This is a genomic window from Novosphingobium flavum, from assembly GCF_014230315.1.
Classification (GTDB): Bacteria; Pseudomonadota; Alphaproteobacteria; order Sphingomonadales; family Sphingomonadaceae; genus Novosphingobium; species Novosphingobium flavum.
Genome location: NZ_JACLAW010000007.1, coordinates 162458 through 179479 on the forward strand (window position 1 = coordinate 162458; position 17022 = coordinate 179479).

General features: G+C 67.0%; 11 protein-coding genes. 5 read left to right on the forward strand and 6 right to left on the reverse strand.

Translation table 11 applies throughout. From position 1 onward, the window contains the following. Positions 1 to 164: 164 nt before the first annotated feature. From H7F51_RS10615 to H7F51_RS10635, 5 genes are all read left to right on the forward strand, one after another. Positions 165 to 1436, forward strand: coding sequence for a sugar MFS transporter (locus tag H7F51_RS10615; protein ID WP_185664283.1), 1272 nt, complete (start codon positions 165 to 167; stop codon positions 1434 to 1436). A 108-nt stretch (positions 1437 to 1544) separates the two neighbouring features. Further along, positions 1545 to 2708, forward strand: a complete 1164-nt coding sequence (locus H7F51_RS10620; protein WP_185664284.1) for a lactonase family protein — start codon at positions 1545 to 1547, stop codon at positions 2706 to 2708. A 39-nt stretch (positions 2709 to 2747) separates the two neighbouring features. Further along, positions 2748 to 3887 carry an aldose epimerase family protein gene (locus H7F51_RS10625; RefSeq protein WP_185664285.1) on the forward strand — a complete coding sequence of 380 codons (1140 nt, stop codon included), beginning with the start codon at positions 2748 to 2750 and terminating at the stop codon, positions 3885 to 3887. A gap of 108 nt (positions 3888 to 3995) precedes the next feature. Further along, a complete protein-coding gene (locus tag H7F51_RS10630; protein ID WP_185664286.1) occupies positions 3996 to 5690 on the forward strand; it encodes a thiamine pyrophosphate-binding protein in 1695 nt (564 codons plus the stop codon). 154 nt (positions 5691 to 5844) lie between these two features. Further along, positions 5845 to 7740: a TolB-like translocation protein gene (locus tag H7F51_RS10635; RefSeq protein WP_185664287.1), complete on the forward strand. Its 1896-nt coding sequence runs from the start codon at positions 5845 to 5847 to the stop codon at positions 7738 to 7740. Positions 7741 to 7822: 82 nt separating this feature from the next. Here the strand turns inward: H7F51_RS10635 and H7F51_RS10640 are convergent, their stop codons facing one another. The 6 genes from H7F51_RS10640 to H7F51_RS10665 all read right to left on the reverse strand — a co-directional run bounded on the left by H7F51_RS10640 (position 7823) and on the right by H7F51_RS10665 (position 17020). Beyond that, the gene (locus H7F51_RS10640) at positions 7823 to 10180 is read right to left on the reverse strand and encodes a glycoside hydrolase family 3 N-terminal domain-containing protein (protein ID WP_185664288.1); all 2358 of its coding nucleotides are present in this window, start codon (positions 10178 to 10180) and stop codon (positions 7823 to 7825) included. Then, complete coding sequence (locus tag H7F51_RS10645) at positions 10177 to 11181, reverse strand: MBL fold metallo-hydrolase (protein WP_185664289.1); 1005 nt, start codon at positions 11179 to 11181, stop codon at positions 10177 to 10179. Before H7F51_RS10645 ends, H7F51_RS10640 begins: the two co-directional genes overlap by 4 nt. Positions 11182 to 11245: 64 nt before the next feature. Further along, positions 11246 to 13543, reverse strand: a complete 2298-nt coding sequence (locus H7F51_RS10650) for a TonB-dependent receptor (RefSeq protein WP_185664290.1) — start codon at positions 13541 to 13543, stop codon at positions 11246 to 11248. 161 nt (positions 13544 to 13704) lie between these two features. Then, entirely contained in the window at positions 13705 to 14601 is an 897-nt protein-coding gene (locus H7F51_RS10655) for a phosphate ABC transporter substrate-binding protein (protein ID WP_185664291.1), read from the reverse strand. A gap of 17 nt (positions 14602 to 14618) precedes the next feature. Beyond that, the gene (locus H7F51_RS10660) at positions 14619 to 16163 is read right to left on the reverse strand and encodes an acetolactate synthase large subunit (protein WP_185664292.1); all 1545 of its coding nucleotides are present in this window, start codon (positions 16161 to 16163) and stop codon (positions 14619 to 14621) included. 2 nt (positions 16164 to 16165) lie between these two features. After that, positions 16166 to 17020 carry an HpcH/HpaI aldolase family protein gene (locus H7F51_RS10665; protein WP_185664293.1) on the reverse strand — a complete coding sequence of 285 codons (855 nt, stop codon included), beginning with the start codon at positions 17018 to 17020 and terminating at the stop codon, positions 16166 to 16168. Positions 17021 to 17022: the final 2 nt, after the last annotated feature.

The following is a 17022-nucleotide window of genomic DNA, read 5'->3' on the forward strand; positions in this document are numbered from 1 at the left end:
ACTGTTTGTGCCGGACTGGTTCTGTGCCATGTCCGCGCGGCATCCGCGCGGTTTCCGTTTGGGACTGCGGTTGATTTGATAGGGCGAACCGGCCCGGCCGGGGCTAGTTCCGGCCCGGATCAGCGGCTTTCAGCCGCGACGGTACTTGGGAAGAGAGGGTTTACATGGCGATCCAGTCAGGCGGCGCGGCGCAGCAAGCGGGCGAGAACGTTGAGGCGCCGCAGCTCCAGTTGTTCGTGATGGGGCTGTTCTTCATTTTCGGCGGGATCACCTCGCTGAACGACGTGATCATTCCCAAGCTCAAGGAGCTGTTCACGCTCAACTATACCCAGGCCATGCTGGTCCAGTTCTGCTTCTTCACGGCCTATGCGGTGATCGGCATTCCGGGCGCGCGGCTGGTCAAGCGGCTGGGTTACATGCGCGGCGCCGTGGCGGGCCTGCTGACCATGCTGGTCGGTTGCCTGCTGTTCATCCCGGCCAGCCACACCGCGACCTACGGCGTCTTCCTGCTCGCCCTGTTCGTGCTGGCGAGCGGCGTGGTGATCGTCCAGGTCGTGGCCAACCCGCTGATTTCCATGCTGGGCAAGCCGGAGACGGCGCACAGCCGCCTGACCTTTGCCCAGGCGTTCAATTCGCTGGGCACCACGATCTTCCCCTATGTCGGCTCGATCCTGATCCTCGGCAGCCTGGCCAAGGTCTCGGCGAGCGACCTGTCGGGAGCGGAGCTTGACGCTTACCGCACCCAGGAAACCGGCGCGATCGTCAATGGCTATCTTGGCCTCGCCGTGGCGCTGGCCGTGGTGGCGGGCGCGGTCTGGATGTTCCGCAACGCGCTGAAGAGCGAGAAGCACGAGGAAAGCACCGGCCTTGCCGGGCTCGACCTGCTCAAGCGGACCCGTTTCGGCTTCGGCGCGCTCTGCATCTTCCTCTATGTCGGAGCGGAAGTGTCGATCGGCTCGCTGATCGTCAACTACCTCAAGCAGGCCCACGTCATGGGGCTGGAGGAACAGGCCGCAGGCAAGTTGATCCCGCTCTATTGGGGCGGCGCCATGGTCGGCCGGTTCATCGGTTCGGCCGTGCTGCGCATGGTCAGCCCGGGCAAGGTGCTGGCCGCCGTCGCCTGCGGGGCGATCGCACTGCTGGCGATCTCCACCCAGACGACCGGCGTGGTTTCGGGCTACAGCCTGCTCGCGATCGGCCTGATGAACTCGATCATGTTCCCGACCATCTTCAGCCTCGCCTGCGAGAAGCTGGGGCCGCGCGCGGCCGACGGCTCGGGGATCATCAACGTCGCCATCTTCGGCGGCGCGGTGGTGCCGCTGCTGACGGGCATGATCGCCGACGTAACCGGTTCGCTCTCGATCGGCCTGTTCCTTCCGGCGATCTGTTATGCGATCATCGCCGGCTTCGGCTGGTACGCGCGCCGTCCGGCATAAGGATGGACGCTCCGCGCGGCGGGTGAATATGATGGCGCCCACCGTCGGACGGTGGAAGGCTGTGACCGGTAGCACCGGCGGCCACGTGATAACGGGAGTGGACTACATATGCGCCTGACCGCCAGCCTTGCCCGCCGGGCTCTTGTTGCCAGTGCCGCCAGCCTGATCGGCCTTGCCGCCATTACGGGCCTGCCGGCCCGCGCCGCCGCTCCGGCGCCGGCGCAGCGGGGCGAGCTGTTCTATGTCGGCATGCAGGGCGACGAGCTGCGCGGGGTCCGGCTCGATCCGGCCTCCGGCGCGCTCAGCGCGGTCGGCACGGTCGACAAGGTCAACCGTCCGTTCTGGATGGTGCGCCATCCGACCCTGCCGATCCTCTATACCGGCGCGGACAATGGCTCGGGCGTGGTCATCGCCTATCGCATCGACCGCGCCACCGGGGCGCTGACCCGGATCGGCCAGGCCGAGACCGGGGGCGGCGGGACGACCAATCTCTGGCTCGATCCGGTTTCCCGCACTCTGCTCGCGGCCAATTATGGCGGCGGCTCGGTGGCTTCGATCCGCGTCAAGGCCGATGGGTCGCTGGGTGAGCGGCTGTCGCTGGTCAAGAACACCGGTTCGGGCCCGACGCCGCGACAGGCCAGCCCCCACGCTCACGGCGTGATCCTTGCTCCGGGCGGGCGCTTCGCGCTGGTTTCCGACCTCGGGGCGGACCGGGTCTTCGTCTATCCCTTCGACCGCAAGACCGGGCGCCTGTCCGAGCCGGCGGCGGGCGCCGCGGCGCATTACGTGGGCGCGGCGGGATCGGGACCGCGCCATCTCGAGGCCAGCCCCAACGGGCGGTTCGTCTATCTGGTCAACGAACTCACCGCCGACATCGTCGCCTTCGCCTGGAACGGGGTGACCGGCAAGCTGACCCCGATTGAGAAGGTTTCGACCGACGCGGCCGGCTTTACCGGGGTGCGCAGCGCGGCGGAGATTCGCTTCGGGCCGGGCGGCCGGTTCCTTTACGTGGCCAACCGCAGCGACGGCGCCATGCTGGTCTATCGCGCCGATCCGCGGACCGGCAAGCTGACCCTGCTGCAGCGCCTTTCCGCCGAAGGGCCGACGCCGTGGGCCTTCGATTTCGATCCCACCGGGCGCTGGCTGGTCGTGGCTCAGCAAGGGCCGGAAAAGCTGGTCGTGTTCAAGGTCGATCCGCGCAGCGGGCTGCTGTCGCCCACCGGAAAGTCGCTGCCCTCGCCCAAGCCGGTGGCCGTTACCTTCGTGCGCTGATCCGCGCTGCCATGCCACATTACAGAGGGGAGAGACTTGATGTTCAGCCGCTTTGCCGCCGCCTGCACGGCCTTTGCGTTTGCCGCTTCGGGGGGCGCGGCCGTGGCCGCTGACGCCCAGCGCGCCGATTTCGGCACCCTGCCCGATGGCCGCAAGGTGGAAGTGATCACGCTCAGCAACAGTCACGGCCATTCGGCGCGGGTGCTGAGCTACGGCGCGATCCTGCAGGCGCTCAAGGTGCCGGACCGCAAGGGCAAGAGCGAGGACGTGATCGAGGGCTACAACGACCTAGCCGGGTATCTCGCCAAGCCGAACTATTTCGGCTCGACCGTGGGGCGCTATGCCAACCGGATCGGCGCGGGACGCTTCATGCTGGACGGGCAGGCCTATACCCTGGCGAAGAACGATGGGCCCAACACGCTGCATGGCGGGATGCGCGGCTTCGACAAGCAGCTGTGGCAGGTGCTGGACGTCAGTTCGGGGCCGGTCGCTCACGTGACGATGAGCTATGTCAGCCCCGACGGGGAGGAAGGCTATCCCGGCACGCTCAAGGTGACCGTCACCTACAGCCTCGACGAGCAGGGCACCCTGTCGATCGAATACCGGGCGACGACCGACAAGGCGACCGTGGTCAACTTGACGGGCCATTCCTACTTCAACCTCTCGGGCGAAGGTTCGGGCCACGGGATTCTCAATCACCTGCTGACGATCCCGGCACAGGCCTATACCCCGGTTGACGATACCCTGATCCCGACCGGCGAGATCCGCGCCGTGGCCGGCACGCCGTTCGATTTCCGCAAGCCCGTCTCGATCGGCGAGCGGCTGCGCGACGGGAGCGACCGGCAGATGGTGCTGGGGCGCGGCTATGACCACAACTGGGTGATCCAGAAGGCGCCCTCGACCGTGCCGGTGCTGCACGCGCGGCTGACCGATCCGCGCTCGGGCCGCCAGATGGAAGTGTGGAGCAACCAGCCGGGGCTGCAGTTCTATTCGGGCAATTTCATCGACGGCACAATCGTCGGCAAGTCGGGCAAGGTCTATCGCCAGTCCGACGCGCTGTGCCTCGAGCCGCAGGTCTTCCCCGACACGCCGAACAAGCCGCAGTTCGGCTCGGCCCGGCTCGATCCGGGCAAGGAATATGTCCACACGCTGGTCTATCGCTTCTCGACCGTGCGCTGAGGCCTGAGAGGCCGGAGCGGCGGGGACGGCAATCCGATCACCGCCGCCCGGTTTCAATTGTCGGTTCGCACGGCCGCGCGCTATCGCGGGGCGGCGAAAGGACAGGCGATGACCAGCGAGATTACCGGCGCGGAGGCCGCTGTCCGCATGTTGCAGGCGCATGGGGTGCGCCATGTCTTCGGCCTGTGCGGCGATACCAGCCTGCCGTTCTATGATGCTCTCGCCCGGCTTGACCATGGCATCACCCATGTCTTGACGCGCGATGAGCGCAGCGCGGCCTACATGGCCGACGCCTATGCCCGCGTCACCGGGCGGCCCGGGGTTTGCGAAGGGCCGAGCGGAGGCGGGGCAACCTATATCCTGCCGGGCGTGGTCGAGGCCAACGAGAGCTCGATCGCGCTGCTGTCGATCACCTCGGACGTGCCGGTGACGGCGCGGGGGCGCTATGCCCTGACCGAACTGGACCAGCGCGCGCTCTATCGTCCACTCACCAAGTGGAACGCCGTGGCCGACCACGTTGGCCAGATACCGCACCTGTTTCGCACCGCCTTCCGCGCCATGACCACCGGCCGACCCGGCGCGGCGCATATCGGCCTGCCCTACGATCTGCAGAAGCAGTCGCTGAGTGCGGCCGACATCTGGGCCGAGCCACGCCACGGCACGTTTCCCGCGTTTCGCCCCGGCCCCGATCCTGACCTCGTCGAAGCGGCGGCCGAGGTGATCCTCGCCGCGCGGCAGCCGGCCTTCGTCTGCGGCGGCGGGGCGATTATCTCGGGCGCCTGCGCAGACCTGCGTGCGCTGGCCGAACTGCTCGATGCGCCGGTGGCTTCCACCGTCAGCGGGCATGGCGTGCTGCCCGACGATCACCCGCTGGCGATTGGCGTGGTCGGCGCCAATGGCGGGACCGACGAGACGCGCGAGGCGCTGGCAGCGGCCGACACGGTGATCTTCGTGGGCTGCCGGGCGGGGTCGACCACGACCGAACACGGCACGGTGCCGAGGCGCGATGTGCCGATCGTTCATATCGATATCGACCCGATGGTGGTCGCGGCCAATTACCGGATCGAAGCCGGGATCGTGGGCGATGCGCGGCTGTGCCTTGGCGCCCTGCTGCGCGCGGTCGAGACGCGGCTGGAGGGCCGGAAGCGCGACTGCGGCGCGGCGGCGCGGCTGGCCGGGCTCAAGGCGGCCAAGCGGACGCGGTTCGAAGTCCTGGCGCGGTCGGACGAGGCGCCGATCCGGCCCGAGCGGGTGTTGGCGGCGCTGGCCGCGGCCCTGCCGCGCGACGCCATCGTGGTGGCCGATCCGGGCACGCCGTGCCCCTATTTCTCCGGCCACTATCCCTTCGACGTGGCCGGGCGCCGGTTCATCACCAACCGCGCGCACGGCGCGCTCGGCTTTGCCCTGCCCGCCTCGATCGGGGCCCAGGTCGGCGATCCGAACGCCAAGGTCGTGGCGGCCATGGGGGACGGCTCGTTCGGCTTTGCCGTGGGCGAGTTCGAGACCGTGGTCCGCCTCGGCCTGCCGATCCTGTTCGTGGTCTTTTCCAACGCCTCGTTCGGCTGGATCAAGGCCAGTCAGAAGGATGGCTATGGCGAGCGGTATTTCGGGGTGGACTTCTCCCGCACGGACCATGCGCGGATCGCGGCGGCCTATGGCCTCAAGACCTGGACCGTGGCCGATCCGGCGGAACTCGACGCGGTGGTTCGCGCCGCCGCCCTGCACGACGGCCCGGCCCTGATCGATGTCATCGCCCAGCCGCTCGAGCAATCGGCCGTGCCGGTGAGCAAATGGATGGGGTAACTATCACGAACGACAGTGTTTCGATGCCCGATATTGCTTCGGATCGAAAAGTCTGCGGACATTCGGCCCGGGTGAAGGCACCGCGAAGAGGGTCGGTTCAGTTTCGGTATGGCCCGTGCGGGCTAGACGAGTTTTTCGGATTGGAGGATGCGTAATGGATCGTCGTAATTTCATGGGCCTGTCGCTGGCCACGCTGGCGGCCGGCGTTTCCGGCTCGGCGATGGGCCAGGCGGCCGCCGGCAAGAAGGGCGTGTTCTTCATGAACCGCATCGCGCCCTCGATCGCCAACCTGTACATCGCCAACCTCGACGGAACCGGCGAGCGCAAGCTGCTGGCCGACGCGGCCTACGAGTACAACGGCACGCCTTCGGCTGACGGGCAATGGGTGGTCTTCACTTCGGAGCGGAATGGCGACGGGCAGTCCGACATCTTCCGCGCCCGGATCGACGGGACGGGGATCGAGCCGCTGGTGGTGGATTCGGCCATGGACGATGCCGGCGTGCTTTCGCCCGACGGCACCAAGCTGGCCTTCGTCTCGACCCGCAACGGCTATCGCGCCAACATCTGGGTGATGGACGTGGCGAGCCGCGCCCTGACCCAGTTGACCGGGACCCCGGGCGTGCACGGTGAGATCGGCCTGCCCGATTGCTACTTCCGCCCGCACTGGTCGCCCGATGGGCAGTGGATCGTCTTCTCGACCGACCGCAACACCCGCTGGTACGGCCATGACGGCGGGCAGGGCTGGGAGCACACCCAGGAACTGGCGCTCTACATGATCCGGCCGGATGGCCGCGACTTTCACAAGATCGCGCAGAAGCCGGGCTATTGCCTCGGCTCGCCCAAGTTCTCGCCCGATGGCAAGCGGGTCTGCTTCCACGAGATGACCACCGAGGCGACCTGGGGCGCGCGGCGGCCCAATTACATCGGCAAGACCCCTTCGCAGATCGTCTCGATCGAACTGGAGACCGGGGAGTGGACCTATCACACCACCGGTAACGAGCTGAAGATCCAGCCGCAGTTCGTCACCAATGACGAGATCGGCTACCTCGTGAAGTATGGGCCCAACGAGGGGCTCTACTACACCTCGGGCCGCAAGCCGGTGCTGGGCAAGGTCCGTTCGCCCAACTGGACCGCCGACGGCAAGAGCGTGATCTACGAGAAGACCTCGTTCTTCCCGATCCGTCCGTTCAACAAGCCGCTCTATTCGTGGGACAACGATTGGTCCTATCGCCACCTCGACGTGTTCCCGCAGATCGGGCGCGATGGCTGGCTGGTCTATACCGAGAAGCAGCTGGGCGATTCCTCGATCGTGATCATGCGGCCGGACGGTACCGGCAAGACCACGGTGTTCCAGTCCGGCGGCCACGGGCTTGACCTTGCGCGGGTCAAGATGGGCCTGGCCGGTGCCTTCCAGCCTGCCTGGTCGGCTGACGGCAAGTGGATCGTGTTCGGGCTTGGCTACTGGTTCATCGAACGCGCGCATGAAACCGCTGCGATCTGGCGGGTGAAGCGCGATGGCACCGGCGCCGAGCAGCTGACCGACGGCACGATGCATTCGGGCTTCCCCAGTGTCGATCCGAACAATCCGGACCGGATCGTATTCCGGGTGTGGAGCGAGAAGGAGAAGGGCCTGCGCCTGCTCGACGCCAAGACCCGCAAGATAACCGTCCTGACCGAAGGGCTCGACAACCTTCCCGGCTGGTCGCCCGACGGCAAGGAGATCGTGTTTACCCGCAAGCGGACCGACAACAACTTCGACGTCTATACCATCACTCCGGACGGCAAGACGCTGCGCCGCATCACCACCCACGATTCGAGCGATGGCCACGCGGTCTGGTCGTGGGACAACCGCATCATGTGGAGCGGCTCGGAGCATGGTTTCCGCGACGAGGCGGCGCTCTACGAGATGACCTTCCAGCAATATGGCCAGATCTATGTGGCTGACCGCGACGGCTCGAACAAGCGCATGGTCACCGACACCAAGTGGGAAGATTCGATGCCGATCTACGTGCCGGACAAGATGTTCCAGACGGCGGCCAAGCGGAAGTAACGCCGCGCCCGCAAGGGCCGATGGAAAAAGCCCGGCGCAGAGAGGTCTGCGCCGGGCTTTTTCGTGAGCAAGTGGCTGGCGATCAGGCCAGCTCGAGCGTCGCGCTCTTGAGGCTGGCCGCGGAATTGCCGGCGTGGATGGTGAAGCGGCCCGGTTCGGCCACCCATTCCAGCTCGGCGTTCCAGAAGGCGAAAGCCTCCGCGGGCAGGCCTATGGCCACGGTGCGGGTCTCGCCCGGCTGGAGCCGGACGCGCTCGAAGCCCTTGAGTTCGAGCAGCGGGCGCGGAGCCGAGCTGACCTCGTCGCGGAGGTAGATCTGCACGACCTCGTCGCCGGTCTGGCTGCCGGTATTGGTGACGTCCACCGAGACGGTGACGCCCTCGCCCTGCCTGATCCGCGCGGCCGACAGGCGCGGGGCGGAGACGGTGAAGGTGGTGTAGGACAGGCCGAATCCGAACGGGAACAGCGGGGCGTTGTCGGTCTCGATATAGTGGTTGATCAGGGCCGAAGGCTCGCGCCCGACATAGGCCGGCAGCGTGCTGGCGGCGTGCGGCACGGTAACCGGCAGCTTGCCGCCGGGGTTGGTCGCGCCGAGCAGCACGTCAGCCAGCGCATTGCCGGCCTCCTGCCCGAGATACCAACCCTCGATCAGCGCGTTCGACACGTCGGTCAGGCGCGGGACGGAAAGAATCCGGCCGTTGAGGAGGATCGAGACCAGCGGCTTGCCGGTGGCGGCGATCGCCTCGACCAGGCGGTCCTGATCGCCGAACAGCTTCAGCGACATGCGGTCGCCCGGCGCATTGGCGCGGACCGCCTCGCGTGTCAGCTCCGGCTTGTCGCCCAAGGCAAGGATGACGACGTCGGCCGCGCGGGCGGCGGCCACGGCCTCGGCGATCCGGGCGCCATTGGTGGCCGGGTCGGTCAGCTTCGCTGGTTCGATCACGCGCGGCGGGCGGTTCGCCTCGCGGTCGGTCAGCCGCACGCCTTCGGCATGGGTTACCACCCAGTCCTTGGGTACGTTGCGGCGCAGGCCTTCGAGGAGGCCGACCGAGCGGCTGTTCTCGCCCGAATAGCCGCCAAGCAGGGCCTCTTCGGCGTTGGGCCCGATCACCGCGATCTTCAGCCCCGCGCGCGGGGCCAGCGGGAGGACGCCGTCGTTCTTGAGCAGGATCACGGCCTGGCGCGCCACTTCGCGGGCGAGGGCGACGTCGGTCGGGCGATTGGTCTGCGCTGTGAGGCGGCGGGGGTCGGTATAGGGCCGCTCGAACAGCCCGGCCTCGAACTTGAGCGCGAGGATGCGGCCGACGGCGAGATCGATCGCGCTTTCCGGCACCTTTCCAGCCCGGACCAGGTCGGGCAGGCGGGCATAGGCCGCGCCCTCGGGCAGGTCGGCATCGACGCCGGCGCGCAGGGCCATGGCCGCCGCCTCGCTATCGTCGGCGGCGACATGGTGATGCTCGACCAGGTTCGGAATCGCGGCATAGTCGCTGAAATAGGGGCCCTTGAAGCCCAGTACGCGGCGGCCTTCCTGTTGCAGCAGGGCCCGGTGGGCATGGGCAGGGACGCCGCCGACCTCGTTGTAGGAGGGCATGACGATGGCCGCGTCGCCCTCGGCGATCGCGCGGCGGAACGGGACGAGATAAGTGCCGCGCAGGGTGCGCTGCGACATGTCGGCCGGGGCGAGGTTGAGGCCGCCTTCGGGTGTGCCGTGGACGAAATGCTTGAGCGTGGCGAAGACCCGCTCCGGCCCGATCGGACGGGCGCGGCCCTGCAGGCCGCGGGTTGCCGCCAGCGCCATCGCGCCGACGAGGAAGGGGTCTTCGCCGAAGAATTCCTCGACCCGGCCCCAGCGCGGATCGCGGGCGAGATCGAGCACCGGGGCGAGGGCGACCGCGGCGCCATGCGCACGAGCCTCGCGCGCGGCGACGGTGAAGGCCTGTTCGACCAGCGCGGGGTTCCACGTGCTGCCGAGGCCGGGCGGAATCGGGAAGATGGTGGCCTCGGGCCCGGCAAAGCCGTGAGCGGCTTCCTCGTGGACGAGGGCGGGGATGCCGAGCCGGGTCTGTTCGACGAGGTGGCGCTGGACGGCGTTGAGCAAGGCGAGGGTATTGGTCCCCGGGCGGTGCTGGTCCTGGGTGAAGCGCGAGGTGCCTGCCCAGTCGCCACCACGGCTGAGCTGGCCGATCCCGTTGGCGAGGGCGCCCGCCGCCTTATCGGGCGCGAAGTTGCCCGCCGCGTCGAGGATCGCGGCCTTGCCGAACCACATGGCGCGCATCTGGGCGACCTTTTCCTCCAGCGTCATGCGCGAAAGGAGGTCGGCCACCCGCTCGGCCACGGGCGCGGCGGGATCGCGGTAGCGGGGTTTTTCGGCGGCGAAGGCGGGAGCCGCAGCGGCAAGCGTGGTGGTGGCGAGGAAGTGGCGGCGGGAGAGGCGGGTCATGAATTCTCAGCTCCGAGAGGAATGCTCAGCAGGTCGCGGCCGACTATGACCTCGCCCTTGAAGAAGGGGGCGATCTGGGGCGCGAAGGCCTGTGGATCGAACCCGCGGCCGATGACGAAATGGGTCAGCACCAGCTTCTTCACCCCGGCGCGAGTGGCGAGCTTGCCCAGCTCCTCGGGGCTGAGGTGCTGACTGCGCATATGTTCGACGAGCAGGTCGATGTTCTGGCCCGGGCGGCTGGCCTCGACCAGCCCGGCGCGGATCGAGACGAGGTCGCAGATCTCCGAAACCAGCACGTCGCATCCTTGCGCGAGCTGTTCGAGCGTAGCCGATGGACCGGTGTCGCCGGTGATGACGACCGATCCGGCGGGCGTGTCGAAGCGGTAGGCGAGGGCCTTGTCGATCCCGTAGGAATGGGGCGCGCTGTGGACGGCGGCGAAGTGCGAGGTGGCGGCCGCGCTGATCTTGACCGGACCATCCTGCAAGATGACGCGAGGAGTGACAGTATCGACGACCCTGGCCGGATAAAGCGAGGCGAGGGGTGGGCGATCCTTGGCCTGGGCGCGAAAGATGTCTTCACCGATCCCCACGGAGGCCGCCGTGCGGGCGACCAGTTCGCGGGTGCCGGGCGGGCCCCAGACCGGCATCGGCGCGGTACGGTTCATCATCCACCCCGTGGCCATCAGGTAGTCCAGCCCGAGGGTATGATCCCAGTGCAGGTGGGAGAGGAAGCACTGGTCGACCTTGTGCGCCGGCACCCCGGCGCGGAGCAGTTGCTGGGCGCAGTTCTCGCCTGCGTCGATCAGGTAGTTGCGCCCGGCCACCTGCAGGAGGGTGGCAGGCTGAGAGCGGCCCGGATGAGCCGGCGGGCCGCCGGCCGTGCCGAGCAGGACGATGCGCGGTTGCTGCTGCGGCGCCCGATCCTGCGCGCGGGTCAGGGCGGGCAGGCAGGCTAAAGCCGCCCCGGCACTGCCGAGGAAGTGGCGGCGGTTCAGGCTCATCGAGCTTCTCTCCCAAAAAGCAATCAGCCCGGCTTGTGGCCGGGCTGATGCTTCTCGTCCAGATTCAGAACTCGAAACCGATTGTTGCGCCATATGTGCGCGGCGCGCCGTAGGTTCCGTTGTCGCCGCTGTTGGAAGCGCCGATCTGGGTGCGGTAGAACGCGTCGGTCAGGTTGCGGCCCCACACCTTGGCATACATGTGCTCGTTCGGGTGATGCCAGGTGAGCGAGGCGTCGACCAGCGTGTACTTCGACTGGGTCACGCGCTCGTCGGGCGAGCCGACGAAGCCGTCGTTGTAGTAGACGTTGCCCGACAGGGTGAACAGGCCGGCCTGGGTCGGGACGTCGAATGCGCCGCCAAGGCTGAAGGTCAGTTCCGGCGTGTTCTGCAGCTTGTGGCCCGACGCATCGCCATAATAGAGGCAGTTGCCCCCGAGCTGGGTGAGCGGCGAGCCGAACGTGCCGAGGCAGGCGGTGTTGGCCACGGTCTGCCCGGTCTTGCTGTTCACGTAGGTCAGGTTGGTGACGTTGAAGGTCGAGGCCACCGGATAGGGGATCGACAGCACGGCATCGGTGAAGCTGGTGTAGCGGGCATGGGTCAGGTTGAGCCCGCCGAACAGCCGCAGGTTCTTCGTCACCGACCAGTTGAGGTCGGCATCGAGCCCGTAGATGTGTGCGCCGCGGGCGTTGTAGACGTTCTGCACCCCCGAGATGACCTGCATCACCTGGATGTTCTTCTCGTCATAGTAGAAGCCGGCCACGTTCAGGCGCACGCGGCGGCCGAACAGATCGGTCTTGAGGCCGACCTCGAAGGCATCGACTTCTTCGGGGTTGAGCAGGGGGGCGGAGCCAGCGGTGAAGGCCTGGGCGATGTAGGTGCCCGAGCGGAAGCCGCGGTTGTAGCTGGCGTAGAGCATCACTTCCGGAGAGAAGCGGTGGTCGAGCGAGAGGCGCCAGGTGGTCTTCTTGAAGGTGTGGCTGTCGCTCACCGGAGTGCCGGCGGTGAAGGTGCTGGTGGCGCCGTTGTAGCTGTTGGTCTGGGCCGTGAGCGAACGGTCGTCGTTGGTGTAGCGGATGCCGGCGATCAGGTGCGTGTCCTGATCGAACGACCAGGTCACTTCGCCGAAGCCCGACAAGGACTTCAGGCGCACGTTGTTGACGTTGTCGGTGTAGCCGTTGCCGCCGAAGGTGCGGGTGCCGGTGGTGCGGCCCGGCTCGGTGCCCGCCGAATTCCACATGTAGAAGCCGCCGACCACCCACTTGAGCGGGCCGTTGGCTTCCGACAGCAAGTTCAGTTCCTGGGTGAACTGGCGGTCATACTGGTAGTTGTCGATCCGCAGCTGCGGCTGGACCGTGCCGTCCGGATCGAAGTAGGCGCGGATCTTGGTGTCGCGGTAAGCGGTGATGCTCTTGAGCGAGACGCCGCCGAGGCCCTGTTCGATCGTCACGCTGCCGCCTTTCTGGCGGGTGCGCAGGTAGGGGTCGAAGTCGGCGTAGATGTCCCGCTCCGGATTGCCGCCGAGGGCGATGATCTGGTTGGTGACGTTCTGGCCGAGGGTGTTGAGCGTGAAGTTGCGGAAGGCCGGCTCGGAAGCGTTGCGGCCGTTGGCGTCGGCCGAGAGCAGGACCGAGGTGTCGGCCGCTTGCCACTTCAGCTTGCCGCGCAGGGCATAGCCTTCGCCGGAGTTGATGTTTCCGCCGGTGAACAGGTTCTTGCCGAAGCCCTTGTCACGGTTTTCGAACTGGCCCGAGAGCGAGAACGAAAGAGTGTCGGAGATCGGCCCTGACAGGTAGGCCGCCGTGTTCATCGTCTGGAAGTTGCCGTAGCCGACCTCGGCCTTGCCGGTCCACTTGCTGCTGGGGCCCATGGTGGCGATCTGGATCAGGCCGCCGGTGGCGTTGCGGCCGAACAGGGTGCCCTGCGGCCCCTTGAGCACGGTGACCTGCTGGGCGTCGAAGAGCGACTGGAGAACGCCGAAGGCGGCGCCGTAATAAACCCCGTCGACATAGACCGCGACCGGGTTTTCGATCCCCGGGCCCTGGCCGGTCGAGCCGATGCCGCGGATACGGGGCAGGGCGTAGCCGCCGGTGGCGGTGGTGACGTTGAGCGCAGGGACCGCCGCGCGCAGGCCGGCAGTGTCAGTCACGCCGGCAGCCTTGAGTTCGGCTGCACCGAGCGCGGTCAGGGCGATCGGAACGTTCTGGGCCCGCTCCTCGCGCTTCTGCGCGGTGACGACGATATCCGCGATCGGGGCTTCTGCCTCGCCTTCGGTCGCGGCCTGGGCGAGGGCCGGGGTGGCCGCGAGGGCGCCGGCGCTGATAGTGCTTATCAGAATTGTTTGCAGGACAGTGCGGTGACGCATTTGTATTTCTCCCTGACGCGATCATTGAAAATGATCGCGTTTGCTTGTTTTCGCTTGCAGGGATTTAGACGCAGAACGGGCCCGGGAGGTGATCAATTTCCTGCCGGGCCCGTTTGGTTTTTCATACGTATGCGGTAGCGCTACATGGTTTGCGCCATGCGCTATTGCAGAGCGCCGGTCGTCTCATCAAAAAGTTCGTCGACCGACAGCTTGCGGGGAATGATCTTCTGTTCGAAGGCCCATTCGATCGCCAGCTCGAGGCCCTTGCGGTTTTCCTCGACGCCCAGCGGCGGGAACGGGTCGGGCACGCCGCCCTCGGTCAGCGCGCGGCTGTCCTTGATCATGCGGTAGATGTCGCGGACTGCCTCGGGGTGGTTCTTCGAGATGTCCTCGTGCACCACGAAGACGTGATTGATCGGCACGACGCTCGAACGCTTGAACCATTCCTTGGCGGCATTGAACGGATCGGGCACGAGCCGCTCGACGCGCGGGTCCTTCGGTAGGTCTACGCCCTGCAGCGTTGCGGTCAGTTCGCCGTCGAGCATCATCTGGCCGATGTCCGAGCCCTTGGGCAGGCGAATGCAGTTCTCGGGATCGGAATATTCCTCGAGGTGGCCTTCGCCCACGGTCATCCACGTCACCTTGTTGAGGTCGACGCCGTATTCGTGCTGGAGAATGCCGCGCACCCATAGGCCGGTGGTCTGCGCATAGGTGCGCACGCCGACCTTCTTGCCCTCGATGTCCTTGGGGTCGATGTGGCCGAGTTCGCGGTTGAAGCCGGCGCAGTGATGCTGGAAGCGCCCCGAGACGGGGGCGGGCAGCATCACGTAGGGCTTGTTGTAGCACTTGGCCTGAAGATAGGTGACGATCGCCAGCTCGCCGCAATCGTACATGCCCCGGCGGAGCATGTCCTTGAAGCCGTTCTGCGCCGGATCGGGCCCGCAGCAATCGAGCGTGACGATGTCGGACGTGACGCGGCCATCGCGGATGGCCTTGGTCACGGGGTATTCGGCGAGATTGGTGCGCAGGGTCAGCACACCGCTTTCAACGGTCGCCATGGGTCTCTACTCTCCCTTCAGAGTCTTACTTCGATCAGCTTCGGGCCGGGCTCGGCCAGGCATTCGGCAAGGGTGCGGGTGAAGTCTTCGGCGGTTTCGACCGCGACCGAACGAACCCCCATCGACTTTGCCATGGCCAGCCAGTCGATCTTCGGATTGCCGATGTCGATCATGTTCATGGCCTGGGGGCCGGGCTCACCGGCGCCCATGTTGGCATATTCGAGCTTGAGGATGGCGTAGGAGTTGTTCGCGAAGATCACCGTCGTGACGTTGAGATTTTCGCGCGCCTGGGTCCACAGCGACTGGATCGTGTACATGGCCGAGCCATCGCCAACCATGCACAGCACCGGCCGGTCGGGGCAGGCCAGGGCCACGCCGGTCGCGACCGGGGTAGAATAACCGATCGAGCCGCCCATGTTGTTGATCAGGTCGTGCGGCGCCGCGCCCATGGTCAGGCCCATGGATTCGCGGCCCGTGGTCAGGCTTTCGTCGACCACGATGCAGTTTTCCGGGATCGCGGCGGCCAGCGCATGGGCGATCGAGATCGGATTGAGCGCGCCGGTGGGCGGCGGGGTGACGATCCGCTCCTGTACCAGCCCGGTGGTCTGGCTGGCGCCGAGGGCATCGAGCAGCGCCTCGAAGGCCAGCTCGCTGTCCTCGTCCGCCTCGACCAGCGGGTGCACCGAGGTGCCTTCCTGCTTCATCAGGCTCGGCTTGTCGGGATAGGAGAAGAAAGCCACCGGCTCGACGGTTTCGACCGTGATGATGTGCCTGATCGGGGCGAGGAACGCCGTCGCCTGGGCCACGGCATAGGGGATGCGCTCGATCGGGGTGCGGCCCGCGCCGCGCTCGATCCGCGCGGTGAAGAACTGCGAACCGAGCCGCGCGCCGGTGGCCTTGGCGATCTTGCCGGCAAGGTCCAGCGCCCGGCCCCGGGTGGCCTTGTTGGCGAGGATAAGCATCGCCGGCTCACCTGAGCGCAGGATCCTGGCGACATGCTCGATCCGCGCCGGGTCGACCGCCTTGCGCGGGCGGTTGCCGACCGGTGGGGTGGCGGGCGACTTGACCTCGCGCCACGAGACATCGCCGGGCAGGATCAGCGTTGCGATCTTGCCGGGATGCTCGCTCGCCACTTCCACGGCCTGGGCCGCGTCCCAGGCGATGGTGTCGGCGCTGTCGGCGCGGCGGACCCAGTGGCACAGCGGCCGGGCCAGGCCCTCGATGTCCGACGACAGCGGCGGGTTGTACTTGAGGTGCGAAACCGAGTGTTCGCCGACGATGTTGACCATGCCGGACGAGGCGCGCTTGGCATTGTGGATATTGGCGAGGCCATTGGCCAGACCCGGCCCGAGGTGGAGCAAGGTCGAAGCCGGCTTGTCCTTCATCCGGTACCACCCGTCGGCAGCGCCGGTGGCCACACCTTCGAAAAGGCACAGCACCGAGCGCATCCGGGGATTGTCGAGGGCCGCCAGGAAATGCATTTCCGACGTGCCGGGATTGGCGAAGCAGATGTCCACACCCTGGTCCACCAGGGTGTTCACCAGGGTTTGCGCGCCGTTCATGATCAGTAGCCCGCCATCTCGCGCGCCTGGCCGATCACCCCGTAGGAGCGCTGCGGCGCGCTCATCAGGAAACGATAGCCCTCGCCGAGCAGGCGCTCGACGTTCTTGGCGTTGGTGTGGGGATTGCCGACGACCACGTTGTGCTTCTTGCAGGTCTCGACGATCTTGCGCATCGCACCGAGCACTTCGGGGTGCTCGTACTGGCGGGCGTAGCCCAGTTCCTGGCTGAGGTCGCCCTCGCCGATCAGGCAGAAGCCGATGCCCGGCACGTTGGCCAGCATGTCGTCGAGGTTCTCGATCGCTTCCTCGCTCTCGATCATCAGGCCGACCAGCAGCTCGCCTTCCGGGGCCAGCGGCCAGACGTCGGCCTTGGCGTAGTATTCCGGCTGGGTCAGGCCCCAGTAGCGGGCGGCCGTGGCCGGGCCGTCGCCGCGCACGCCCTTCGGCTCATAGAGCGGGGCGTTCTTCGGGCGGGCATAACGGCAGGCCGCGACCGCGTTGTAGGCCTGTTCAACGGTCTTCACGTGCGGGGTGATGATCCCGTAGACGCCGCGATCGAGCGCCTGCTTGGCCTGCCAGTGATCCATCTCCGCGCCGTTGGACGGGATGCGGACCAGCGGGGTCACGGCCGGGGCGGGGCTGCCCTGCTTGAGGATCTGCTTGCGGTTGAGCAGGTACTGCAGGAAATCGCCCAGCGCCGACATGTCGAACGGATTGTGCTCCATCTCGACGACGAGGCCGTCATAGGGGCTGTCCGACAGGTCGATCGCGGTCTGCTTGTCCGACTTGGCAAAGCAGGTGAAGGCCGGCTTGCCCTCTTCGAAGGCGCGGATGATGCCGTTGAGGCGAGTGCTCATTG